General features: G+C 69.6%; 22 protein-coding genes and 2 pseudogenes. 12 read left to right on the top strand and 12 right to left on the bottom strand.

Translation table 11 applies throughout. The annotated features are described in order from the left end of the window. Nucleotides 1–22: 22 nt before the first annotated feature. Nucleotides 23–631, top strand: a complete 609-nt coding sequence (locus ACQEXA_RS13400; protein WP_433129951.1) for an AAA family ATPase — start codon at nt 23–25, stop codon at nt 629–631. Between the two features lie 98 nt (nt 632–729). On the opposite strand, the gene ACQEXA_RS13395 is transcribed toward ACQEXA_RS13400, so the two are convergent. Continuing rightward, nucleotides 730–1575 carry a hypothetical protein gene (locus ACQEXA_RS13395; protein WP_433129949.1) on the bottom strand — a complete coding sequence of 282 codons (846 nt, stop codon included), beginning with the start codon at nt 1573–1575 and terminating at the stop codon, nt 730–732. A gap of 121 nt (nt 1576–1696) precedes the next feature. On the opposite strand from ACQEXA_RS13395, the gene ACQEXA_RS13390 reads away from it, so the two are divergent. The 5 genes from ACQEXA_RS13390 to ACQEXA_RS13370 all read left to right on the top strand — a co-directional run bounded on the left by ACQEXA_RS13390 (nt 1697) and on the right by ACQEXA_RS13370 (nt 5412). Further along, a complete protein-coding gene (locus tag ACQEXA_RS13390) occupies nt 1697–2722 on the top strand; it encodes a hypothetical protein (RefSeq protein WP_433129947.1) in 1026 nt (341 codons plus the stop codon). Nucleotides 2723–2756: 34 nt separating this feature from the next. After that, nucleotides 2757–3716, top strand: a complete 960-nt coding sequence (locus ACQEXA_RS13385; protein ID WP_433129945.1) for a LysR family transcriptional regulator — start codon at nt 2757–2759, stop codon at nt 3714–3716. A 142-nt stretch (nt 3717–3858) separates the two neighbouring features. Next, the gene (locus ACQEXA_RS13380) at nt 3859–4512 is read left to right on the top strand and encodes a BON domain-containing protein (RefSeq protein ID WP_433129943.1); all 654 of its coding nucleotides are present in this window, start codon (nt 3859–3861) and stop codon (nt 4510–4512) included. 108 nt (nt 4513–4620) lie between these two features. Further along, the gene (locus ACQEXA_RS13375) at nt 4621–4884 is read left to right on the top strand and encodes a hypothetical protein (RefSeq protein ID WP_433129941.1); all 264 of its coding nucleotides are present in this window, start codon (nt 4621–4623) and stop codon (nt 4882–4884) included. A 102-nt stretch (nt 4885–4986) separates the two neighbouring features. Continuing rightward, the gene (locus tag ACQEXA_RS13370; protein WP_433129939.1) at nt 4987–5412 is read left to right on the top strand and encodes an SsgA family sporulation/cell division regulator; all 426 of its coding nucleotides are present in this window, start codon (nt 4987–4989) and stop codon (nt 5410–5412) included. A gap of 12 nt (nt 5413–5424) precedes the next feature. Here ACQEXA_RS13370 and ACQEXA_RS13365 read toward each other — a convergent pair whose 3' ends face one another. Next, entirely contained in the window at nt 5425–5877 is a 453-nt protein-coding gene (locus ACQEXA_RS13365; protein WP_433129937.1) for a hypothetical protein, read from the bottom strand. A gap of 190 nt (nt 5878–6067) precedes the next feature. On the opposite strand from ACQEXA_RS13365, the gene ACQEXA_RS13360 reads away from it, so the two are divergent. Next, the gene (locus tag ACQEXA_RS13360; RefSeq protein ID WP_433129935.1) at nt 6068–7456 is read left to right on the top strand and encodes an NAD(P)/FAD-dependent oxidoreductase; all 1389 of its coding nucleotides are present in this window, start codon (nt 6068–6070) and stop codon (nt 7454–7456) included. Beyond that, nucleotides 7453–7740 (top strand): WhiB family transcriptional regulator, encoded by a 288-nt coding sequence (locus ACQEXA_RS13355; protein ID WP_432934719.1) that lies wholly within the window; start codon nt 7453–7455, stop codon nt 7738–7740. Before ACQEXA_RS13360 ends, ACQEXA_RS13355 begins: the two co-directional genes overlap by 4 nt. A gap of 454 nt (nt 7741–8194) precedes the next feature. On the opposite strand, the gene ACQEXA_RS13350 is transcribed toward ACQEXA_RS13355, so the two are convergent. From ACQEXA_RS13350 to ACQEXA_RS13330, 5 genes and pseudogenes are all read right to left on the bottom strand, one after another. After that, the gene (locus ACQEXA_RS13350; protein ID WP_433134833.1) at nt 8195–8749 is read right to left on the bottom strand and encodes a hypothetical protein; all 555 of its coding nucleotides are present in this window, start codon (nt 8747–8749) and stop codon (nt 8195–8197) included. Between the two features lie 47 nt (nt 8750–8796). Then, nucleotides 8797–8991: pseudogene (locus tag ACQEXA_RS13345) on the bottom strand (hypothetical protein); the annotation flags it as partial. A 345-nt stretch (nt 8992–9336) separates the two neighbouring features. Next, nucleotides 9337–10806, bottom strand: a complete 1470-nt coding sequence (locus ACQEXA_RS13340; RefSeq protein ID WP_433129932.1) for an alpha-amylase — start codon at nt 10804–10806, stop codon at nt 9337–9339. Beyond that, entirely contained in the window at nt 10803–13487 is a 2685-nt protein-coding gene (locus ACQEXA_RS13335) for an MGH1-like glycoside hydrolase domain-containing protein (RefSeq protein WP_433129930.1), read from the bottom strand. Before ACQEXA_RS13335 ends, ACQEXA_RS13340 begins: the two co-directional genes overlap by 4 nt. 197 nt (nt 13488–13684) lie before the next feature. Then, entirely contained in the window at nt 13685–14155 is a 471-nt protein-coding gene (locus ACQEXA_RS13330) for a DUF1003 domain-containing protein (protein ID WP_432934722.1), read from the bottom strand. A 229-nt stretch (nt 14156–14384) separates the two neighbouring features. On the opposite strand from ACQEXA_RS13330, the gene ACQEXA_RS13325 reads away from it, so the two are divergent. The 3 genes from ACQEXA_RS13325 to ACQEXA_RS13315 all read left to right on the top strand — a co-directional run bounded on the left by ACQEXA_RS13325 (nt 14385) and on the right by ACQEXA_RS13315 (nt 16090). Next, complete coding sequence (locus ACQEXA_RS13325) at nt 14385–14936, top strand: HdeD family acid-resistance protein (protein ID WP_433129928.1); 552 nt, start codon at nt 14385–14387, stop codon at nt 14934–14936. Nucleotides 14937–15015: 79 nt separating this feature from the next. Further along, nucleotides 15016–15492, top strand: coding sequence for a hypothetical protein (locus ACQEXA_RS13320; RefSeq protein WP_433129926.1), 477 nt, complete (start codon nt 15016–15018; stop codon nt 15490–15492). A gap of 271 nt (nt 15493–15763) precedes the next feature. Next, nucleotides 15764–16090 carry a YciI family protein gene (locus ACQEXA_RS13315; protein ID WP_432934725.1) on the top strand — a complete coding sequence of 109 codons (327 nt, stop codon included), beginning with the start codon at nt 15764–15766 and terminating at the stop codon, nt 16088–16090. A gap of 162 nt (nt 16091–16252) precedes the next feature. Here the strand turns inward: ACQEXA_RS13315 and ACQEXA_RS13310 are convergent, their stop codons facing one another. The 5 genes and pseudogenes from ACQEXA_RS13310 to ACQEXA_RS13290 all read right to left on the bottom strand — a co-directional run bounded on the left by ACQEXA_RS13310 (nt 16253) and on the right by ACQEXA_RS13290 (nt 19915). Further along, nucleotides 16253–17182 (bottom strand): transposase family protein, encoded by a 930-nt coding sequence (locus tag ACQEXA_RS13310; protein ID WP_433129924.1) that lies wholly within the window; start codon nt 17180–17182, stop codon nt 16253–16255. A 90-nt stretch (nt 17183–17272) separates the two neighbouring features. Further along, nucleotides 17273–17446 (bottom strand): annotated as a pseudogene (locus ACQEXA_RS13305) (IS5/IS1182 family transposase); the annotation flags it as partial. Nucleotides 17447–17728: 282 nt separating this feature from the next. Continuing rightward, on the bottom strand, nt 17729–17923 hold the full coding sequence (locus ACQEXA_RS13300; protein WP_432934726.1) for a DUF308 domain-containing protein: 195 nt from the start codon (nt 17921–17923) through the stop codon (nt 17729–17731). 409 nt (nt 17924–18332) lie between these two features. Then, nucleotides 18333–18752 (bottom strand): STAS domain-containing protein, encoded by a 420-nt coding sequence (locus ACQEXA_RS13295; protein WP_432934727.1) that lies wholly within the window; start codon nt 18750–18752, stop codon nt 18333–18335. A 233-nt stretch (nt 18753–18985) separates the two neighbouring features. Continuing rightward, nucleotides 18986–19915, bottom strand: a complete 930-nt coding sequence (locus ACQEXA_RS13290) for a transposase family protein (protein ID WP_432922089.1) — start codon at nt 19913–19915, stop codon at nt 18986–18988. Between the two features lie 1309 nt (nt 19916–21224). Between ACQEXA_RS13290 and ACQEXA_RS13285 the strand changes: the two genes are divergently transcribed. Next, on the top strand, nt 21225–23912 hold the full coding sequence (locus tag ACQEXA_RS13285) for an AAA family ATPase (RefSeq protein ID WP_433129922.1): 2688 nt from the start codon (nt 21225–21227) through the stop codon (nt 23910–23912). Nucleotides 23913–23981 lie beyond the last annotated feature (69 nt).

Here is a 23981-nt window from a genome sequence, read left to right as displayed (position 1 = left end):
CAGCGGTCCGCGGAAGGAAGCCATGGGTGCGGCGGTGCTTGTCGGCAGGCAGCGGGAGATCGAGGTGCTGGCCGGGCTCCTCGGCCGGACACCGCCGCGCGGCGCGGTGTTGCTGGTGCTCGGGGAACCCGGCATCGGCCAGTCGTCCTTGCTGCATGAAGCGGAGACCGTCGGGCGGTCCCGGGGCTTTCGGGTACTGAGCATGGTCGGCGTGGAGTCGGAGGCGGCGTTCCCGTTCCCCGGGCTGCACCAGATGATGCTCCCCGTCCTCGACGAGGTACCGCTGCTGCCGGAGCGCGAACGGGACGCACTGCTGGGGGCGTTCGGGATGGCCGAGGGGCCGCCGCCGGAGCCGTTCCTCATCGCCCTTGCCGTGGTGGACCTGTTGGCGCTGGTGGCGGCCGATGGGCCTGTGCTCGTTCTGGTCGACGACGTGCAGTGGCTGGATCCGCAGTCGCATCAGGTGCTGACGTTCGTGGGGCGCCGCGTGGCGGGACCCGTGGTGGTTGTCGGCGTGATGAGGACGGGCCACACGGGCCCGTTCCTGGACGCCGGCTTCCCGCAGCTGACCGTGGGCGGCGCGGACGACGAGGCGGTGACGCGGATCCTGTCGGCCCACGCCCCGGGCTGAGTCCCGCCGAACGGCGGCGCATCCAGGGCGAGGCCAAGGGAAATCCGCTCGCGCTGCGGGAGTTGCCGTCCGCGGTCGCACTGCCGTCCCCGGGTGGACTACGGTCGCTGAGTCTCTCCGACCGGCTTGAACGCGCGTTCGCCGGACGTGGCGCCGAGCTGCCGCCCAAGACCCGGGACGCGCTGCTTGCGGCGGCCGTCGACCCCGTCGACGACCTGACCGAGGTCACCGCCGCGGCCGGGGTCCTGCGCGGCGAGACGGTCACCCCGGAGGTGTTCGGCCCGGCACAGGCGGTGGGACTGGTGGACGTACGGGACGGGCGGGTGACGTTCCGGCATCCGCTGATGCGCTCCGGCGTCCTGCAGGCCGAGAGCCTGACCCGGCAGCAGGCGGCCAACGGCGCGCTCGCGGACGTCCTGACCGATCGGTACCGGCGGACCTGGCACCGTGGGCAGTCGATCGTGGGCCCCGACGAGCGGATCGCCGACGACCTGGAGGCCAATGCCGCCGAGGCCCTGCGGCGCGGCGCGGTGATGGCGGCGATCACCAATCGGGAGCGCTCGGCACGGCTCACGGGCCGGCCGCCGCTGCGCGGACACCGGCAGCTGATGGCGGCCGAGCACGCCTTCGGGCTGGGCAGCGGCGACATCGTCAACGAGCTGATCCAGGCCGCCGCGCGGGGCGATCTGACCGACCTGGGCCGGGCGCGGATGGAATGGCTCCGGGAGATCTTCGACGACGGGATCCCCGGGGACGCCGTACGGGTGCAGGAACTGTGCGACATCGCCCTGCGGTCGGCCGCCGTGGCCGATTCCGATCTGGCGTTGAACCTGCTGCTGGGGGCGGCCCTTCGCTGCTGGTGGGCCGACACCGGGCCGGAGGCCCGCGAGCGCGTGGTCACCGTGACCGACCGGCTGACCGAGACCGTGGCCGACCCGCGCCATGTGACGATCGTCGGGGTGGCGGAACCGGTGCTGCGCGCCGGGCAGGTCATCGACACCCTGGCCCGGACGACCCCCGGCGAGAGCGCCGACGTGCTGCGGATGTTGGGGATGGCCGCACGCGGTGGGGCACGAGGCGTTGGCGGCCGAATTGCTCTTCCGGGCCGGGTCGACCCTGCGGAAGGAAGGCCGGCTCGGATTCCTGTCGCACGTGCTGTCCATGCAGGTGATGACGCATCTGGTGCTGGGCGACCTGGCGCGGGCGGCGGCCGCGGCGGAGGAAGGCGAGCGGCTGGCGGTGGAGACCGGGCAGCCGGTGTGGCGGACTGGCACACTGGTCTGCGACTCGATCCTGAAGGCGCTCCTCGGCGACGCTCAGGAGGCGTTGCGACTCGCCGCCGAGGCCGAACTGGAGGCGGCCCGCCGACACCTGAACGACCTCCTGTCATGCGTCCAGCTCGCCCGTGGGGCGGCGTGGCTCGCGGCGGGGCGGAACCGCGACGCCTATCGCGTGCTGCGGCGTGCCTTCGATCCGGCCGACCCGAGTTTCCACCAACGGGAGCGGTTCACCAGCCTGATGTTCCTCGCGGACGCGGCCGTACGCGCCGGGCACCGCGCGGACGCCTGTGACCTGGTGGACCGACTAGAGCCGGTCGCGGCCCGCACGCCCTCGCCGATCCTGCACGTCCACCTGTCGTACGCCCGCGCGGTCCTGGCCGATGACACCGACGCGGAGGACTACCATCTCGCGGCACTGAGCCAGGACCTGTCGAGGTGGTCGTACGCGCGGGCCAAGATCGAGCTCGGGTACGGCTCCTGGCTGCGCCGCCAGGGACGGGTCGACCAGGCACGCACGCTGCTCCGCAAGGCCCAGGACACCTTCGACCGCATCGGCGCACTCCCCTGGGCCGACGAGGCGCGGCTCGAACTGCACGCGACCGGGGCCCTGTTGCACTGGCCGGGGTCGACCGCCGAGCGGCACCGGCAGATCACGGAACTCGCCGCCCTTCGGCTGCCGGACGACGAGATCGCGCAGCGGCTCCATGTGCCCGCGTCCGTCGTGGCGATGTACCGTCGCCGGCCGCTGTGGACACGGGAACAGTCGTATGACCCAAGCCGCGGACCACGGCGTGCCGAGACCATGACTTGAGTGCGTTTTTCTCAAGTGGCCGGATGGAGTTCGCATGAAACAGACCGAGGCGCCCCTGGGTATAGAGCTTCGTCATTTGCGTTATTTCGTGGCGGTGGAGGAATCGGGAACATTTACCCATGCGGCGGAGCGAATGTATGTCGCGCAGCCGACGCTGAGTCAGCAGATTCGGCGTCTGGAGGAATTCGTGGGTACGGCTCTGCTGCAGCGCGGGCGTGGCGGCGCACGGCTGACCGCGGCCGGCACCGTCCTGCTGGAGGAGTCGCGGGCCGTGCTGTCCCTGGTCGACCACGGAGTCAGCAGGACCCGGCACGCGGCGGGGCTGGGACGGCAGCGCCTGCGGTTCGTCGTTCAGCCGCATCTGCCACCGGCGCTCGCCGCGCAGACCGTGTCGCGGCTGCGATCCGCGGCGCCCGCGGTCGACGTCAGTTGGCTGGAGGCGGCCCTGGACGCGGAGTTCTCCCCGGTCCTGGAGCGGCGGGCCGACGCCGCTCTGGGCTGGATGAGCCCGGCGGACCGTGACCTGCCGGACCCCCTCGACGTCATGGACATTGGGCAGTACGAACCCGCCGTATGGATCCCGTCCAGGCACCCGGCGGCACCGCGCGGGGCCATCGGCCTGGAGGAACTCTCCCGCATGGACCTCATCCACGGGCCGCGCCGCGTCGGTCCGGGCACATACGACGCCTGGCGGGCGGTCCTGCGCACCAGCAACCCGTATTTCGAGTTCATCGACCCTCCCTTCCGTCAGTCGCTGTCGATGACGCTGGCCTTCGCCGCGACCGGGAGCCGGCCGAGCGGGGTGCTGACCGGCCCGTGGCACCGCGTCGGCACCGAGCCGGAAACGGTGGCCGACACCGGTCGCGGCGAAATGGTTCCGGTCCGCGTCGAAGGGGCCCGGCTCGCCGCCAGGGCCGGTCTGGTGTGGAGGGGTGATCTGCCCCGCGAATTGCAGCAGATCCTCTTCGACACAGCCGAGGATATCGCCGCGTGAACCGCGACCGACCCGGCGAATCCATAGAGACCGGCTATGGCACAAGAGTCTCCATCACTTTTACGGGCGCCCGGTTCACGCGCTGAAATCTTTTTGGAGCGGAAATCCACCGCCCGCTTTCACGACGGAAGGACGCACGGCGATGAGCAAGACCAAGGACATCCGCGAGGCCGTCGAGGCGGAACTCGTCTTCGATCCGCTGGTCGACCCGTCGGACATCACCGTCCACAACCTGGGCGGTGAAGTTCGGCTGACCGGCACGGTCCCCAGCTACCCCCAGTACGTGGAGGCCGCCGCAGCGGCGCAGCGCGTCGCCGGTGTGACCAAGGTGCACAACCACGTCGAGGTCGTCCTGCCGGCCGACCACTACCGCGACGACGCGACGCTCACCACCACGGCGAACAACGTGCTGCTGGCAAACATCGCCGTGCCGCTCGGCGTCGAGGCGAGCGCCGACAACGGCAACCTGACGCTGACCGGCATCGTCCGGTACGGCGCCGAGCGGTTCGCCGCCGAGCAGGCGGTCGCCGGACTCACCGGCGTCCGCAACGTCAAGGACAAGATCGAGATCACCGACGACGCCGACCCGGTCGACGTCACCCTGCTGGTCCAGGACGCCTTGGACCGCAACGCGCTGATCCTCGACGACAGTGACGTCGGGATCACCACCGGTGGGAACACGGTCGTCCTCACCGGCAATGTCCGCACCTGGGCGGAGCACGACGCCGTGATCGCGGCCGCCTGGATGGCCCCGGGCGTCTACGACGTGCGCGACGACATCTACATCACCGGCTGACGTTCCCTGCGGAGGGGGTCCGCGGGGCCGGTCCCAAGACAACGCCATGGGACCGGCCCTCTGCGGCATTTCCCGCCTTGCCCACCGGCCCGACAGGAGAAGCACGCCATGCGCGAAGCAGCACGATCCAAGATCAAGGAAATCGGCCAGGCCCGCCAACACGGCACAGAACTCGAACGCATCCTCCGCGACGCACTCGATCTGATCGCGGGTACGAAAGCCGCCCCGAAGCAACACCCGCACGGGCACGGGCCCCACGGTGCCCGGCGGCACCACAGGCTCGTCCGGACGGCCGGTCACCTGGCCGGCTACACGTTGCTCGGCTACATCATCGTCCACCAGCGGCGGGGTCTGCGGAACATCGCCGCCTGAGGCGGTCTGAGGAAACCTGGCCGCCTGAGTACGAAACCGGCGGCCGGCGCGGCCCCGGGTACGCACCCGGCCGCGCCGGCCGCCGGCACAGGAGGGATCCACATGGAACCGGACTGCCCGGATCTGGACCTGACACTGTGGCTGCACGTGTCACTTTACGAGGGCCTGCCCGTCGAGGCCCGCTTCAGCTACGACACCGCCCGGCCCTTCGAGGTGAACGTCGACTTCTCCACCGCCGGTGGCGGGGCCGTCACCTGGGTGCTCTCCCGGGAGCTGCTGATAAACGGCCTGGTGTACCCCAGTGGCGAGGGGGACATCCGGATCTTCCCGCCGTGCCGGCGCCATGGTGGACAGCATCTGTTCATCCTGTTGCGGGGACGGATCGGGGAGGCGCTCCTCGAAATCGACTACCACCCCCTTCAGGCCTGGCTCGTCCAGACCCTCAGGGTCGTCCCGTTCGGCGCGGAAGCGGAGTTGTTGGACTGGGACGTCCCCCTCGAACGCGTCCTCGCCGAGTGGAGCTGGTGACGTACACGGTGCCTACCTGTGTAGCGCGCCGTCGACGCCCTGGGTGCGGTGGCGCAGGTGCAGCCCTTCGGCGAATACGGTCACGGGCAGGTGAATCCTTTCTGCGCGGGTGCGCAGCAGGGCGAGGACGATCTGGTCGAGCCCGGTGCCTCCCCGCGGCAGCACGCTGACCACACCGTGCTCCACCGCCCGCAGCAGTTGATCGAAACCGACGATCTGCGCCACCAGGACGACGCGCGGCCCTTGCGCTCGCGGTGGGCGGCCGTCGCCGCCCATGAGGGAGAGCGTGTCGTCGTCGAGCTCGGTGGCCAGCACGAGCAGGGTCTCCGCCCGCCCTTCCTGGTCCGGGCGCAGCACGCGGATCCGGGGGCGGGTGCTCAGAGCGGTGGCGATGTCGCCGGCGAACCTCGGATCGGCTGACTTGACGGCCACGGACAGGGGCGAAGTTACGCTTTCCAGACTCATAGTGCCAAAGGTAGGCATCTGGTAATCATCCGGGCTTCGGTCGGACGACTGCAGACGGAGACTTACGCCGGTCTTCCCGCGCCTTCGGGCGGTTCGACAGCCGTCGCAGTCATCCGACGGAATCGGGTGCCGTCGGTGGCGAACCACGCTGGCAAGCAGGGCCCACTGCCCGGCCGATTGGAGGAAGCGCATGAACAGCCCGACCCGCCCGACCCGCGCCCGCGTCCTGATCGTCGGCGGCGGTTTCGCGGGCGTCGCCTGCGCGCGCCGCCTGGAACGGGTCCTGCGGTCCGATGAGGCGGACATCGCCCTGGTGACGCCGCTCGACTACGAGTTGTACCTGCCGCTGCTGCCACAGGTGGCGGCCGGTGTCCTGACCCCGCAATCGGTGGCGGCCTCGCTGCGCAGGTTGCTGCGCCGTACCCGGATCGTCCCGGGGGCCGCGTTGGGCGTCGATCTGGACGGCAAGACGTGCGTCGTGCAGCTGATCACCGATCAGGTGGTGTGCGAGCGCTACGACATCGTGGTGCTGGCCAGCGGGAGCGTGACCCGCTCCTTCGACATCCCCGGTGTGCCCGAACACGCCCACGGCATGAAGACCCTCGCCGAGGCGGTCGCCATGCGTGACCACGTCATCGCCCAGCTCGACCTCGCCGCCGCCACCGAGGATCCGGCCGAGCGGGAGGCCCGGCTGCGATTCGTCGTCGTGGGCGGCGGCTACGCAGGCACCGAGACCGCCGCGTACCTCCAGCGGCTCACCGTCGCGGCGACCTGCCGCTACCCGGCGCTGAGCCGGGAGACAATCGAGTGGCACCTGGTGGACATCGCGCCACGCCTGATGCCCGAACTGGGCCCGAGGCTCGGTGACAAGGCGCTGAAACTGCTGCGGCGGCGCGGTATCGAGGTCTCCCTCGGAGTCAGCGTCGCGTCCGCCGGGCCGGGCTGGGTCACGCTCACCGACGGGCGGCGACTGCCCACGCACACCCTGCTGTGGACGGCGGGGGTCGAGGCGAGCCCACTGGTCGCCTCGACCGGGGCGGACACCGAACGAGGACGGCTCGCGGTCACCCCGCAGCTGACCGTGCCGGGACACGACGACGTGTTCGCCCTCGGTGACGCCGCCGCCGTACCGGACCTCGCCGCCGACGGGGACGCGATCTGCCCGCCCACCGCCCAACACGCCCTGCGCCAGGGCGGGATGGCCGGGGTCAACATTGCCGCGCGGCTGCGCGGGCGGACGCTGAACCCCTACCGGCACCGCGACCTGGGCCTGGTCGTCGACCTGGGCGGCCTCGGTGCCGTCGCCCGGCCGCTGGGCGTCCCGCTCAGCGGCCCGCCGGCGCAGGCGGTGGCACGCGGCTACCACCTGCTGGCCCTGCCCACCTTCGTGGCCCGGACCCGGGTCGCCACCAACTGGGCGCTGCACGCGGTGGCGGGCGACGACTTCGTCCGTACCGGATTCCTCGCCGGGCAGCCCGCCACGATACGGGCGATGGAGCACACCGGCGCGTACCTCAGCCCTGCGGAGATGCACGCCCTCACCGCGTCCGAGAAGTTCACGGGAAAGGAGTCTGCATGATCTTCCGGCATCGTCCGTTCATCGCGTACTGGGACTGGCAGCGCGACGCCCTCTGCCGGGGCATGGACGCCTCGGTCTTCTTCTCCCCGACGGGTGAGCGCGGCCGTGAGCGGCTCGCCCGGGAGGCGAAAGCCAGAGAGATCTGCGCGCGCTGTCCCGTCCGGGAAATCTGCGCCCGTATCGCCCTCGACGCCCATGAGGAGTATGGGTTCTGGGGCGGCCTCAGTGAGCGGGAGCGCACGGAGGCGCGGCGGCGTCGAACACTGTCACGGCGGGCTGCGTGATGACCGACGCCGCCACACGCGAAACCGCGGCCCCGCACATCGGAGCCGAGCCCGGCGAGCACGCCGACAGCCGCACCACCTGACGCAACGGCCCCTCCTTCCGGGCCAGGCCGCTGGACCGCACCCGCTTCCTCTACGTCGACCTGGACGCCACCCACTGCAAGGCCCCCGGGGACCACGGCAGCCGCGGGCGGCCCTGGCGACGGAGGCCCGTCTGCTCGGTCGCGGCGGCGTGCGCGCTGTGGTGTGATCGCCGAGGTCAGCGAGACCACCGTGCGCCGGGGGTGCCGGAACTCGAGGCGGGTGCCGGGCCATTGCCAGTGGTCGCGTCCGGGCATCGGGCGGTGGCAACCGCGAGATCAAGCGCCGGCCCGACGTCGTCCAGGTCTCCCAACGACGCCAACGACGCCGCGGTCCTGCGGCTGGTCACCGCCGTGCTCAACGACTCGTCGCGTCAGAGCAACCCGCGAACGGCCGCCGGAAAGTCAGCCGGCGGCCGTTCCGCGTCACCCGACATCAACGCCGTGGGGCCAGGTCGTTTGCGAGCCGGCTTGACCGCGGCGAGAAAACGCGGCGGACACCATCCCAGAACAGCAGCGTGCTCGCCCCGTACCTCCGTACCCCGCCGAAGCAGCCAGGTGCCGAGCAGGACGTGCGGAAGTACGGCGGCGAGCAGTACGGCGACCTCGGTGGGACGGTGGTGGCGGATCGTCTCGGCGGCTGCCAGAACCACCGCCATCGCCGTGGCGAACAGTGACAGGGTGTGGTGGAAGCGTCCCACCTCGGAGTGCGGCCAGTCGGTGGGGTCGGCCGGTTCGGGTGCGTCGGGGACGGCGCGGCGGTACCCGGCGAACACCCGGGACGCCCAGGCGCTGGTGGGCTGGCGGCCATAGAGCTCCAGTAGCCCCACCACCACGAGCAGGGCCAGGACGCGGTTGGTGCGGAAGTCCTCGACCGTACGGGCCTGCGCCCCGGACGCCTTGGCGCCGCCGTACTCCTTCTCCACCATGGTGGCGCTGCGGTGCAGGTAGTCGGCGGTGAAGTCGGTCCCAGATAGGCGCCGTGGCCGAAGATCGAGCCGTACTGCATCAGCCCGTTGCGCAGGAAGGTCTCCTGGCCGTGCCGGACGTCGTCGCCGGTGAAGAGGAGCCGTCCGTCGGCCGTGGTCACCCGCTCGGGTATCGGCGGTTCGGCCTGGTAGGTCCGCAGGCCCAGCAGCCCCAGCACCAGGAAGCCGCCGAGGGTCACCATTGTCCCGCTGGGGCATATGGACTGCGGCACGGTGTGACCGAGTGGCCCGACGGCCGCAGGACGAGTCTGGGAAGGGCCGCTCAGGTCAGGCTTCGGTCAGGTGACCGCTCCGACTGCGACCTACGGTGTAACGGCCGAAGGACGGGTGTAGGGCAGGAACAAGCCGGACACCGTGCACTTCCTCGAATGACCGGGGCGCGGGCATCTGGGCGCTCCCGCAGCTGGTCGCCGCGGTGCTTGTTCGAGAAGCACGACGAATGGATCGTCGTCCAGAGCACGACCTCGCTGAGGCGCCGAGGCGGCGGCTCCGCATGCGCAGGGGCAGGTCGGCTGTCGGTGACTGGGCTATCGGTGGAGGGAGAGGACGTGCGAGCACCAAGGGGCCAGCGCCACGAACAGTCCGGGGCCTGTGAGTTCGTCCCCGTCGCGGTCGTAGGTGTCCGTGGTGAGCAGGTCGGTCAGTCGGCAGGCACGTCCCCGGAGATCCGGCCAGGGCACGGGTACTCGGCCCTGGGCGGGCCGGTCGGAGTAGTTGACGACCACCAGGTGGCGCGTGTCGCCGTCGGTCCAGCTCCAGGCCAGCAGGTTGCGGTGGGTGTCGTTGTCCGGCCAGCCGGTGCAGGTCAGCAGCTGCCAGTCGCCGGCCCGTACGGTGGCCGCGGCGGGGAGTAGCTGGTCGTGGAAGGCGCGCAGGTCCGCGTCGGCCGGTTCGGGCGGGCGACGGGCCAGGAACACTGGCAGACGCACCCGGCGGCCCTCGAACTGGCCCTCGTGCCACAGCGTCGCGCCCGGCAGTGTGGCGACGGTGACGGCCGCCGCGCGTTCCCGTTCGCCGGGGAGGGTGGCGGCGGCCCGGGACTCGTCGTGGTTCTCCAGGAAGCGGACGAGGCCGCGCTGGTAGGCGAGGTCGGCGCCGAGGCGGGCGCGGACGGAGTCCGCGTCCTCGTGGACCAGGCGGTCGTAGAGCCGTTTGTCGTAGCAGTGGTCGAAGCCCTGCTGCTGGAGGGGCCATTCGAGGTCCCAGTAGGCCTCGGCTACGAAGAGCAGGTCAGGGTGGTGGGCCCGTACGCGCGGGATGACGTACGGCCAGAAGTCCTCGGCCGGAACCGGGCCCACCCGCTCTCCCCACGTCTTGTGGAACACGTCGTTCATGAGGAGCATCGCCATGTCGCAGCGGACGCCGTCGGCCTGCTCGCCGATCGAGGTCAGCGTGTCGATGGTCGCCGATCGGAGGTCGTCGCTGAAGGCGTTCAGCTGGACCACGTCCGGCCACGGCGCGAAGTACGGGTCCCGACCGCGGGCGAACATGTGCCCGGCGGTCTCCAGGAAGGCACCGGGGGAGCGGGTCAGGTCGTCCGGCGTGCCCTGGAGGAGACAGGCCGGGCGGTCGATCAGCCAGGGGTGGTCGGGGGCGACGTGGTTGGGCACGTAGTCGAGAATCAGCCGCGCCCCGCGTGCGGCCAGTTCGGCCCGGGCGGTGGCCAGTCCCTCCGGGCCGCCGAGTGCCCGGTCGGCGACGTAGTTGCGTACGCAGTACGGGGATCCTGCGATGTCGGCCGTGGTCAGGTCGGGCAGGGCCGCTCGGAAAGAGGCATGCAGGGACTCGTTCCGCAGGGCGATCTTCAGTCCGGCCGGGCTGCGTTCCCAGACCCCCATCAGCCAGACCGCGTCGACGCCCGGCCGCGCGACCTGGTCCCAGACCTCGCCCGGCAGGTCGCCCAGGGTGATGCGACGGGCGTATCGGCTGCTCAGTTCTCCCAGCCAGACAAGGGTGTTGATCTCGTAGATCACCGGCTGGGACGGCCATGTGTTCATGACAGCGGCTCCGCGCGCAGGGTGGCCCAGTCACCGGGGCCGACGAGGTGGAACAGGGTGGCGGTGACCGCCGCGAGACCGGTCCAGCCGGTCTGATGGGAGGCGCCGAGGCCGGCGCCGGTGTTGCCGTGGAAGTACTCGTGGAGCAGGACCAGGTCCTTCCAGTGCGGGTCCTTGGCGAACTTCTCCCGGTCGCCGTGCACCGGACGGCGCCCCTTGTCGTCGGCGAGGAAGATGCCGGTGAGCCGGTCGGAGATCTCGCGGGCGACCTCGTACAGATTCAACTGCTTGCCCGAACCGGTGGGGCATTCCACAGTGAACGTGTCGCCGTGGGAGACGTGCAGGTTCAGCAGGGCACGGATGAGCAGGACGTTGACCGGGAACCACACGGGCCCGCGCCAGTTGGAGTTGCCGCCGAACATGCCCGAGTCGGACTCGGCCGGCAGATAGCCGACGCCGTACGTCTGGCCGTGCACGTCGAAGGTGTACGGGTGGGTGGCGTGGTGGCGGGAGAGCGAGCGGATGCCGTGCGGGGAGAGGAACTCCTCCTCGTCGAGCATGCGGGCCAGGATCCGACGCAGCCGGTCCTCGCCGAACAGCGCGAACAGATGGCCGCCCTCGGTGTCGGACCCCACGGCGTGCTGCGCGGCAACGACAGCGACGGCCGGATGTCGCGTCACGAACTCCCTTGCCTCTTTCACGAGTTCGGGGAAACGACGGTCCACCCAGCCGCCGACCAGGCTGGTGGCCGCGAGTGGGATCAGTCCGACCATGGAGCGGACCTTCAGTCGGGTCGCGGTGCCGTCGGGCAGCCGCAGGACGTCGTAGAAGAAGCCGTCATCCTCGTCCCAAAGGCTCTGGTTGTCGTTGCCGATGCGGTTCATGGCGACGGCGATCCACGCGAAGTGCTCGCACAGCGTCTGGGCCTGTTCGACGTAGACCGGGTTGGCGTCGGCCAGTTCGATGGCGATCTCGAGGAGGTTCTGGCAGTAGAGGGCCATCCAGGCGGTGCCGTCGGCCTGGTCGAGCCGGCCGCCGGTGGGCAGCGGGGCGCTGCGGTCGAAGACACCGATGTTGTCGAGGCCGAGGAAGCCGCCCTGGAAGACGTTGTTGCCGTCGGCGTCCTTGCGGTTGAGCCACCAGTTGAAGTTGTTCATCAGCTTGTGGAAGGCGTTCTCGAGGAAGACGCGGTCGCCGTGGCCGGTGCGGTGCTTCTCCAGTTCGTAGACGAAGAGGACGGCCCAGGCGTGCACGGGCGGGTTGACGTCGCCGAAGTTCCATTCGTACGCGGGGATCTGGCCGTTGGGGTGCAGATACAGACGGCGCAGCAGCAGCTCCAGCTGCGCCTTGGCGAAGCCGATGTCGACCATGGACAGGGCGATGGCGTGGAAGGCGAGGTCCCAGGCCGCGAACCAGGGGTACTCCCAGGTGTCCGGCATCGACATGACCTCGTCGTTGACCATGTGGTACCAGGCGCTGTTGCGGACGCGGGGGTCGGCGGCGAGCGGATCGGCGCCGTGCTCGGCGAGCCAGCGCTCGACGTCGAGGTAGTAGTACTGCTTGCTCCACAGCATCCCGGCGAGCGCCTGCCGCACCACCCGCCGCTCGTCCTCGCCGAGGCCGTCCGGGACGACGCCCTCGAAGAACACGTCGGCCTCACTCCGGCGTGCCTTCAACTCCTGCTCGAACTCGCCCCATGGATCGGCGAGTTCCGTGTCCGACAGCCGCAGCCGTACGGTGGCGCTGCCGCCGGGGGGCACGGTCAGCACGTGGTGGACGGCGGCCTTGGTTCCGGTCTGCGCCGGGTTGACGGCTTCCTTCTCGCCGTGGACGACGTAGCGGTCGATGCCGTCCTTCACGTACGGCGACACGTTCGGACTGCCGAAGATGCGCTCGTTGTTCGTGTCGTTCTCGGTGAACAGCGCTGGTGCGTCCGTGTCGCAGTACAGCCACCGTGTGCCGAGTCCCTCGTGGTCGGCGCGTACGGCGCCCGGGACGCGCCGCAGCCCGGGGACTGCCGCGCCGCCCGCCCACGACCAGGTGTGCCGGAACCACAGCGTCGGCAGCAGGTGCAGCACGGCCTCGTCGGGTCCCCGGTTGCAGGCGGTGATCTCGACGAGCAGGTCCTCCGGTCCGGCCTTGGCGTACTCGACGAACACGTCGAAGTAGCGGTCCTCGTCGAAGACACCGGTGTCGAGGAGTTCGTACTCGGGCTCGTGCCGCCCGCGGGCCCGGTTGACGGTCACCAGGTCCTCGTACGGAAAGGCCCCCTGCGGGTACTTGTAGAGGTACTTCATGTACGAGTGGGTGGGCGTCGAGTCGAGGTGGAAGTAGTACTCCTTGACATCCTCGCCGTGATTGCCCTCCGCGTTGGTCAGGCCGAACATCCGCTCCTTGAGGATCGGGTCGCGGCCGTTCCACAGCGCGAGCGCGAAGCACAGCCGCTGTTTGTCGTCGCTGACGCCCGCGATGCCGTCCTCGCCCCAGCGGTAGGCGCGGGAACGGGCCTGGTCATGGGTGAAGTACGACCAGGCGTCACCGCCGGGGCTGTAGTCCTCACGGACCGTGCCCCACTGCCGCTCGCTCAGATACGGCCCCCAGCGCCGCCACGCCACCCGCCCCGCGTCGGCCTCCCCCAGCCGCAACCGCTCGGGATCCGCCGTGTCGCCGTTCGCCACCATCGCACGCCCTCCTCACTCAGGACCTTCACTTGGACTTGGCCGTCTCGGACTCGGCCGCAACGACTCGGGCGGAGCCGCGGCTGCCGAGGTTGTCTGGCACTGCGGTCCGGTGAGGAACATCGTCACCACCGGGCCGGTATCGCCGCTTTGGTCGACTGACCGCGTGCGGACGGTAAGCGGGTGAGGAGGCCGGCGGCTCATTCAGAAGGCTGCGCGCCGCCGTTCATCTTCGCCTGGTTCTGTGCGATGAGTTCCTGCACCTCCTGTTCGACCTGCTTGGGGTCGACGCCGAGGGCCTGTCCTATGTGAGCCGACCACACCTCCGAGCGTATGTTGGTCTCGAAGTCCAGGTCGGCGCGGACCTTCTCGCGGGCCGCCTGGCGGTTCTGGCTCACCATGACGAAGGTGGACAGGAAGATCGCCTCAAGACTGACGATCATCGTGAGCAGCCCGAAGGGGTACGGGTCCCAGACCGCCGAGTGGCCGAACAGCCCCTCGTTGAAGCCGATCCAGACCGCGAACCACAGCGCGTGGAGGTAGACGAACTGCATGGTTCCGGAGAACGCGGTGATCGCGTCCGCGATCCGGTCCTGGGTTCCGCGCTTCCGCGCGAAGACGACCTGTTCATGCCGGAACCGGAGGCCCGAACCGTTCGCCGCAGAGCCCATGCCCACTCCCTGATCCGCTGCTCACGAGATACGGCCGCCAGCCTACGCACCGGGCGGGTGCCCCCCTTCCGTCAAACGACTGCCAAAGCCACCGAACGCCTACGCATACGTCGCTCCTTTGAGTCGATTGACGGAAGCGAGCGGGCTCGCGCTCCGGCAGATTGACGGCAGTGGTGCTTCCGGCCCTCTCCGCGAGAGCGGGCCCTCTCCCAAGGAGAAGGAGATGAGCATGGCCAAGACAACCGCCACCCCTCTGTTCTGGCGAGGGCTCCTGGCCGTGATCGTCGGAGTCGTGTCGGTGGCGTGGCCCGACATAACCCTGGGGGTGTTCGTGATCGCGTTCTCCGTCTATGCCCTCCTCGCTGCCGGCACCGATTTCCTACGCGCCGTCATGAGTGACCGTGTCGGCCCCGTACTCGGGTATGTGTTCCTCGCCGTCCTGTCCTTGGCCGCGGCACTCGGCGCACTGACATGGCCGAGCGTCACGGCGCTGGTCCTGACGATATGGGTGGCGGCGTGGGCACTGGTCACGGGCGTCCTGGAGGTGGCCCTGTCGTTCCGGCACGGCGAGAACGCGGGCGAGCGGGCGATGTGGGTGCTCGGCGGTCTAGTGTCGGTCGTCCTCGGGATCGTGCTCGCCGCGCGGCCCGACATCGGCGCGGTGACGCTCGCATCGGTGTTCGGGATCTTCAGCATCCTGTACGGGGCCTTTGTGCTCGTACTGTCCGCGAGGGTCCGTCGTGCCGCGCATGCCGCGGGGCGACTCGTCGGATCCCAGTGACTCCTCCTGATCCCCTCGGTACGCACCCAGCACGACCCGTCCTCGAACAGCACACGTCCGTCAAGAAAGGGGTGCATTCATGTCAGACCAGAAGCCCCAGACGAACCCGACGCCTCAGACAACCCCGGCCGGCCCGGCGAACCGCGTCGCCGAACTCTCGGAGAAGGCCCGGGACGCGCAGCGGACGGTGGAGGCAAGTGTCGCGGAGGACCGGCAGAAGCTGTCCGCAGCGGTGGCCACCGCGAAGGACAAGGCCGAGCTGGGTGCCCAGAAGCTGCAGGCGAGTGGTCAGCGGGCGAAGGAGAACGCGACCGGGACCTGGAACCAGGTACAGGCCTCCTGGCAGGAGCATGTGGCCTCGGCCCGCAAGACGATCGAGGAACGCAAGGCGGAGCGGGATGCGAAGCGCCTGCAGAAGGCCGCCGACGATGCCGAGGAGTACGCCGCCGACGCCATCACCTTCGCAATCGTGGCCATCGAAGAGGCCGAGTACGCCACGCTGAACGCGGTTCTGGCCAGGGCGGAGGCGGACGAGTCGGCCGACGCGGCGAAGTGAGACGCCGAGGCGCGTGCGTGTGCAGTGGCTGAACGGCCGAGGCAGCGGGGCGTGGGACAGCGCCCATGGCCCGCTGACCGGCTGGGACCGCGGTGCGCTCGGGCCATGCGGGCGGCGGGCCCTCGCTTGCCGAAGGGACGCGGCGAGCCGGAACGCGGCGTCGTCGACGCACTTGCGCTCGATCGCCCGAAAGGAGCCGATACTGTGCGGTTGACGATCGACCCGGGGAGATCGTGAAGCTGAGCCCCCCGACGAACGTGAAGGAGAGGCCGTGCAAGCGTCCGAGATCGCGTGGCTTACCAGGCATGTGCTGCTGTACGTCTCGCCGCCCGACGCGCGGGCCAAGGTGGCGGAGTTCTTCGCGGCCCACAATGCGTATGCGGATGCTTTCCGCAAGCGACACCCTGGAGCGCTGCTGATGATCGGACCATTTCCCGAGCCGGAGGAAGCTCAGCCTGGCGCGATGTCCATCTTCACGTCGCGCGAAGCAGCTGAGGAGTTCGCGGCCTCGGATCCGTTCGTCGTGAACGGCGTAGTGGGTACCTGGCAGGTGCGGACCTGGCTCGTCTCGCCAGAGGACCAGGAGCGTGGTCAGTAAGCGGCAACCTGCGTGCGGCTCATGATCATTCGTACGAGATGGTTCTGGTATGCGCGATCAGGAGCGGCCGCAACTTCCAGCACTACCCGGACACCGTGACTTACGAGTTGGTGCGCGATTGAGGTCGGGTCGTGTTGGCCTGGCGGGTTGGCTGGTGGATGATCACCGCTCGGCGGTGCGGTCGGAGACCAGGCTGGCGATGGCCAGGTGGGTCTCGTCGTAGTACTCGCGGCGTCCGATCCAGCGCTGGAGGGACCGCCACTGCTTGTGCTCGGCGTTGGCGTGCTCGACTGGAATCCGCTCGGAGGACTGCTTCTTGCGAGCGGCCTCCCAGACAGCTACTTCTTCGGGCGGGGAATCCTTCTTCGGCTTCAGCGGCGGGGCTTCGACCTGGTTGGGAAACTGTTTGGCCAGGCCTCGGTATCCGGCGTCCACCTTGGCCTTCACCTGGGGGAACTGCTCGAACAGGTCCGAGATGCCTTCGGTCTTCAGCGCGGTCTGATCGTGCATACGGCCGGGCCGGATGGCCCCGGTCCACAGGGTGCGGCCCTTCTCGTCGCTGATGACGCTGGCCTTCTTGGTGTTCTGCTTCATCTTGCCGGAGACGAACGCCCGGCGGCCGGGCTTGTTCACCCGGGGGCGGCGTACACGGACCTCGGTACCGTCGATCCGCAGTTCCACACCGTGGGAGGCGGCGTAGGCGAAGACATCAGCCAGGGAGCGAAGCCGCAGGTCGGGGCCATCGGGGATAGCGAAACCGCGGGCGGCGAGCAGGGGGCGTACCTCGTGAACGGCGCGGGTGATCGTGGAGCGGTCCACGCCGTAGAACACGGCGAGGGCGGCGTGCGGGAGTTGGAAGCGCAGGACGACCAGGGTGGCAATGACCCGGTCGGTGAAGACCAGTTCGTGGTCGGGGCCGGCTCCTGCGGCGCGCTGCCGGTCGTGGCCTCGGCGTTCGCGCAGCCGGGACTCCTCACGGGCCGTCCACGGGTCGGCCAGCTCCACAATCAGCTTGCTTAAGCGGCGGCGCGGGATCCCCGTACAGATACGATGTCTCAAGGCCGTGCGGGCCCATCCTGACGTCACAATCATGATCGTCCCGCACGGCCGTTCGCGTACCTAGGCAGGGGGTGTCAGCTATCGCGCACCAAGCCGTTAGAGGTTGCGCGGATAGGGATGGGGTCATGGTCGGCACTTCGGGCGTTCGTCCCAGCGGTTGGTTGTCCATGCCCGCCGGATCAGGCTACGCACGGTGATGATCGCGTCGGCGAGGTCGAAGAAGGCGTCGATGACGGTGGCGCGCCCCTCGTAGCAGCGGGTGAACCGGTAGAAGGCGTTCTGCCAGGCGTGGGTGCGTTAGCCGACTTCCTGTCCCCGCCGCACGCTTCCCGCAAGGCCAGACCGCAACCCAGGGCAGGGCCAAGGAGAGAGGCGCGTTCGCCCAGTTCGACCATGCAGAGAGCGAACGGGTGCCGGACGCAAGGCACCCTCCACCTCTACGTGCGAAATCCGTGAGTAAACCGGACGTTCAGGACTCTCCCCGGGGCTGCGGCATTCCTAACGGGTCAGGAGATCACCACGACGCAGTGCCGGGGGTGCTGCACCGAGGCCGGGTATCCGAGGCGGGCTCCATGCCGCTCAGGCACTGACCGGCTCGGACCGGCTTGCGTTGGTACGACCACGCCGCTCCTCGAACGAGGCGAAGACCGCCGAGACGCCATGGACGATCCTGAAGAGTCCGAAGCCGGTGGCGAGTGAGACCGCACCGATGTCCGGACGGACGAACAGCACGAACGCAAGCGCGATCGACACCAGGCCGGTCAGCAGGAACAAGGCCCGCTCGCCCGCCTTCTCGCCGCGCGACAGCGCGACAGCGCGACAGCGCGACCACGCCGGCCGTCGGCGGGGGCAGGGCAAGCAGCAGCCGTCCGGCCCCACTCTGTTGTCGGCGAAAGCACGCGCACTGTCCGTAACAGCACTCATACACGCGGAGGCGGCGAAGAGGAGCACGGTGACGTTCCCCAGAGGAGGGTGACGTGACACGAAGCGGCGATGCACGGTGCGGTGCCCGACCTCGCCCGAGGCCGTGGCGTTCGCCGGGAATGCCAGAGTCGTGGCTGCCTGCTGTGATCCGCCGTACGGCTGCTTCCGCTACTGCACCGTTGACCTGCCCGCGACGGCCGAGGGGGCATCGGAGGCGCGGACGCCGCTGTCCTTGGGCAGCGGCGACATGACAGGCTCGCTACAGCATTGTGCACATGCAGTGCATCAGGCCGGGGGTCGTTTCCCAACCCAGGACACGGATCACTTTGCGTACGACGGGCGGCGTGGCGTGCAGCAGCAGACGGCGGCCGTCGCGGCTGAGCGTCTTCGCAACGGTCGTCATCATGCGGATTCCGGCGACGTCGATGAATGTGAGGCCCGTCAGATCAACGTGCAGATCGCCACTGCCGAAATGGACCGCCTTGTCCAGAGCCGCGGCCAGTAGATCCCGGGAGCAAAGGTCCACTTCTCCCTCGCACCGCAGCCCGGAGGGACAGATCGTCGGGATGACACTGAGGAGCGGGGCCTCCCGTAGCAGGTGTTCGAGGGTCGGAGCAGCCGCGAGGGCGACGGACGACGGACGGGGCGGTCGGCGATGGGTCATGTAAGTGCCGTTCATGCTTGTTGGGAGCGCACCACCGTGGCTGCGTCAGGAGAGCCACCGATCGGGAAGGCGCAAAATGATGACAGCACTGTGCCGAACGGCTGGCGGCCGAGGCTTCTGTGAAATGACTCATTGTCCTACCGAGCTCGGGATTGTCGGCGACCTTTGCGGAGTGGACTGAACGGCTTACGAGTTGGTGCGCGATTGAGGTCGGGTCGTGTTGGCCTGGCGGGTTGGCTGGTGGATGATCACCGCTCGGCGGTGCGGTCGGAGACCAGGCTGGCGATGGCCAGGTGGGTCTCGTCGTAGTACTCGCGGCGTCCGATCCAGCGCTGGAGGGACCGCCACTGCTTGTGCTCGGCGTTGGCGTGCTCGACTGGAATCCGCTCGGAGGACTGCTTCTTGCGAGCGGCCTCCCAGACAGCTACTTCTTCGGGCGGGGAATCCTTCTTCGGCTTCAGCGGCGGGGCTTCGACCTGGTTGGGAAACTGTTTGGCCAGGCCTCGGTATCCGGCGTCCACCTTGGCCTTCACCTGGGGGAACTGCTCGAACAGGTCCGAGATGCCTTCGGTCTTCAGCGCGGTCTGATCGTGCATACGGCCGGGCCGGATGGCCCCGGTCCACAGGGTGCGGCCCTTCTCGTCGCTGATGACGCTGGCCTTCTTGGTGTTCTGCTTCATCTTGCCGGAGACGAACGCCCGGCGGCCGGGCTTGTTCGCCCGGGGGCGGCGTACACGGACCTCGGTACCGTCGATCCGCAGTTCCACACCGTGGGAGGCGGCGTAGGCGAAGACATCAGCCAGGGAGCGAAGCCGCAGGTCGGGGCCATCGGGGATAGCGAAACCGCGGGCGGCGAGCAGGGGGCGTACCTCGTGAACGGCGCGGGTGATCGTGGAGCGGTCCACGCCGTAGAACACGGCGAGGGCGGCGTGCGGGAGTTGGAAGCGCAGGACGACCAGGGTGGCAATGACCCGGTCGGTGAAGACCAGTTCGTGGTCGGGGCCGGCTCCTGCGGCGCGCTGCCGGTCGTGGCCTCGGCGTTCGCGCAGCCGGGACTCCTCACGGGCCGTCCACGGGTCGGCCAGCTCCACAATCAGCTTGCTTAAGCGGCGGCGCGGGATCCCCGTACAGATACGATGTCTCAAGGCCGTGCGGGCCCATCCTGACGTCACAATCATGATCGTCCCGCACGGCCGTTCGCGTACCTAGGCAGGGGGTGTCAGCTATCGCGCACCAAGCCGTTACGGGAAGTACTGGCGTTGCCGGCTGCGCAACAGTGGTTGTGATCCGGCAGCGTGGTGACCGGCCGGACGAGTCTCGCTCCACGAGGAACGGAGTCGGGATACACATACAGGTCGCCGTTCGGCTCTCGGATGCGCGCCTTGGCTTCCGTCCCGGCTGAAGTGAACTCCAGGCGGCAGGTTGGGCTGCGTGGCCGGAGGGGCGGAGCCGGTGGTCGTGGCTGCCGCGGTGTGGGCGGCCAAGGGCGGCGGCGAACGGTCGGCCCGTGGACGGGTCAGGACTGTCCGGGTGGGTGCGTCGCATCCTGGCGCGAAGACCCGTGCGGAGTGCGGGCGTTTCCGGTGGTGTCTCACACGTCCGCACCGTGGCCGGACGTGTGTGGAACAAGACCGGGAAGACAGGGCTGTTCGGAGCGTTCGGTCGGGTCGCTCGACGCGCGAACGGAGCCTCCTTGCGCAGAGCCGCCGCGCGCCGCCGTGATCGGCAGGCCCGGGGTCGGCGTTGTCGGAGGCGTCCTACGGTGAACGGGACGGATGCCGCTTGCATCACCCTGATCTGTGCCTCGTCCCGCGCGGCGTCCAGGTCCTCGACACTCGCGCCGAAATGGGATTGCCCGGACATTGGACGCTTTCATCCGACTGCAGTCGGTACCTCACTACTTCGTTCCGCAGACGGATCGGTCCGCGAACACGTGGCGGTGGACCGTGACATGACGCAATGCGGTGATGCGCCGCCCGAGTGGGGGAGGACGCCTGGAGGGTGACACGGGTGCCGCATCCCGGCTTTCGGCCTGCCGACGAGGAGCCGACGTGATCCAGCAGCCGCCACAGGTCGGCTGCCCGGCGAGCCGGACGCCGCGGCGGGGCGTCGGGTTCGGCGATGGGCCCCGGCGCGCGTGTAATGGAAGAAGTCGTTACGGGCCTGCGATTAGCCAATCCCGCGCCGGCGTCGTCGGCTGCCCGAGCGGTCGCCCCCAACGTGTCGAACATGCTGGACGCGGAGTGCGGTGGATGCGAGTTCGACGGCGGGGGGTTGACGGCGCACGCGCGCACCGTACGCTGGAGCGAGCCCGGTCCCGGTACCCGTGGGCTCGGTGTCTGTCGGATGCTGTCTGCGCCCCCGTATCCGTGCGTTGTTCGAAGCCTTGTAGTTTCGGCCCAGTCGCATGACTCAAGCCCCGCCGCTGTGGGACTCCTACGATCTCGCCGAGAAGGCATGGCGAGTACTGGAAGACTGAGGTGACGCGTGTACGACGCCGGGCTCCTTGGCCGCGACGAGCAATTGAGTGTCCTCCAGGAACTGATGGGAGGACTGCCCGACGCCGGTGGCGCCATGGCGCTGCAGGGCGCCCCGGGCGTCGGCAAGTCCGCGTTGTTGCGGGTCGCGGCCGAACGTGCCCGGACGGCGGGATGGCAGATGTTGGAGGTTGCCGGGCGCTCCGACGACACACCCTTCAGCGGTCTGCGCGAGCTGCTGCGGCCGGTGCTCGGCACGGCGGACGCTCTGCCTGCGGAACAGGGCGGGATCCTGCGGTCGGCGCTCGAGATCGGTTCCGGGCCACGGCCGGAGACCTTCAAGGTGGCCCTGGCCGCGCTGAACCTCGTCACCGCGAGGGCGGCCGAGCAGCCCGCGGTGCTGATCGCCGACGACGTGCAGTGGCTCGACGGGCCCACCCGAGACGTACTGGCGTTCATGGCGCGCAGGGTGAGCCACAACCCGATCGTCATCCTCGCGGCACTCCGCAGCGGACGGACCCTGCCGGGCGTGCCCGTACTGGACGTGCCCGTGCTGGACGAGCCCTCGGCGCGGCTGCTGCTGGCCCGTCGTGCGGGCACGCTGCCTCCCGCCGTTCAGGAGCGGATACTCGGTGAGGCGCTCGGCAACCCGCTCGCGCTGGTTGAACTCCCCGAAGCCTGGCGCCGTACGGGACCGTCGGCTTCCTGGACGCACCTGGCGGTGAGCCCCGCATTGGCGACGGCCTTTGCGGGCGGGCTCGGCGAAGTGCCGGTGCAGGCCCGGGACGCCCTGTTGGTCGCGGCCGTCGACCATGTCGGAGACCTCTCGGAGGTTCTGGCTGCGGCCTCCGCCCTGGCAGGGCGCGCTGTCGCGGTGGACGTTCTCGACAGCGCGGTGGCGGCGTTGCTGATACGAGTCGACGGGACGACACTGCGTTTCCTCCATCCCGTGGTCCGATTCGCGGTCCTGGATGCGGAGCCCCGGGCCCGCAGGCAGGCCGCCAACGCCGCCATGGCGCAGGTGCTGGCCGAGCAGCCGGAACGGCGCACATGGCATCGTGCCCAGTCCGTCGACGGCCCCGACGACGACTTGGCGGACGAACTGGCGGATGCTCACGCTTCCTTGGTCCGGCGTCACGGGGTCGTCTGGGCCATCTGGGCGCTCGAGCGATCGGCGCAGCTCACCGCGGACTCGGCCACTCGGGGTCACCGGTTGCTGCGTGCCGCCGAACACGCACACGGCCTCGGCCGCACACGCCTGACCCACTCCCTGATCGACGAGGCAGAACGCCAGGAGCTCAACGACGCGGACCGGGCGAAGGCCGGGTGGTTGCGAGACATCTCGGACGCGGACCCGCAGCCCGGTCCGGCGCGGACGCGCGTGTGGGACATCACCGAGCTGTCGGCCGACGATCCCCACCTGGGTCTCGACCTGTTGCTGAGCGCGGCGCTCCGTGCTCACGGGACGGAGGCCGACCCCGCCCGGCGAGCCGGTATCGTCGCGGCCGCCGACCGGCTGACGGCCACGAGCGACCCACGCCACATCGCGGCTCTGGCACTGGCCGAACCCGTGCTCCGCGGCCGGACAGTGGCCGACCGGCTGCCCTCGAACGAGACGGTGTGGTACATCCCCGACGCTGACGGCCTTCGGCTGTTCGGCATGGCAGCGCACGCGATCGGCGATCCGGTCCGCGCAGCCATCCTGCTCAGGCGCGCAGAAACAATGCTTCGCAAGCAGGGCCGGCTTGGTCTGCTGTCGGAGACGCTCCTGACCGAAGCCGCCGACCAGCTGTTGCTCGGGGACTGGCCGCGTGCCGCTCATCTCACCGAAGAAGCACGCAGGATCCTCACCGAGACCCGGCAGCCGGCCTTACTCGCCGCACTCACCGGCACGGACGCGGTCGCCGCCGCACTGCGCGGGCAACCCCAGCGCGCGGTGGAGCTGGCCGGCAGTGTGGCGGCATGGCAGCGCACCGATCTCATCCCGACGCTACGGCTGGCGCGTGGCATGGCGCGGCTCGATGAGGGACGGTACGCCGCGGCGTACAACGAGCTGAGGCCGCTCCTCGACCAGCCGTACGAGGCTCTGCGGTGGCAGGGCTTCGCCGCGGTGATGCCGTTCGCCATGGCCGCGGATCGTGGCAGGAGCCGGCATGAAGGCGCACACATACTCGCGCTCCTCGAGGGAGCGGCACGCGTGACTCCCGCCCCGCTGCTGCACGTTCAGATGCCCTATGCGCGCGCTGTGCTCGCCGCCGACGCGGTGGCCGAGGAGCTGTACATGGTCGCGTTGGGCCAGGACCTGGCCCGCTGGCCGCTGGTCAGGGCACGGACGGAACAGGCGTACGGCCAGTGGCTGCGGCGCCGCCGGCGGGCCGCACGGTCGCGCATGATGCTGCTCTCGGCGCGGACCGCTTTCGAGCTCATCGGAGCCTCCGACTGGTCCGGCCGCAACGCCACTCAAGCAGCGGGCAACCCGCTTGCGTCCGTCACGGAGCCGCTGTCACCCCACGAGACACTGATCGCCCGGCTGGCCGCGGAAGGGCTCTCCAACCGGGAGATAGCGAAACGCCTGAATGTGTCACACCGCACCATCGCCGCACATCTGTACAGAGTCTTCCCCAAGCTCGGAATCACCTCGCGCCGTGAGCTGGCGCCGCTGTTGAAGCCGCCGGAACCGGGCGCGAGCGACCGCTGAACCAGCGCTCGCCGCACCGACGGATTCAGTCAATCGGTGCAAGCCGCCGATGGAGCGGAGCGAATGGCG

Origin of the sequence: Streptomyces sp. CA-106110, from assembly GCF_050936285.1 — a bacterium.
Lineage (GTDB): Bacteria > Actinomycetota > Actinomycetes > Streptomycetales > Streptomycetaceae > Streptomyces.
This window is presented reverse-complemented; position numbering and strand designations above follow the sequence as displayed.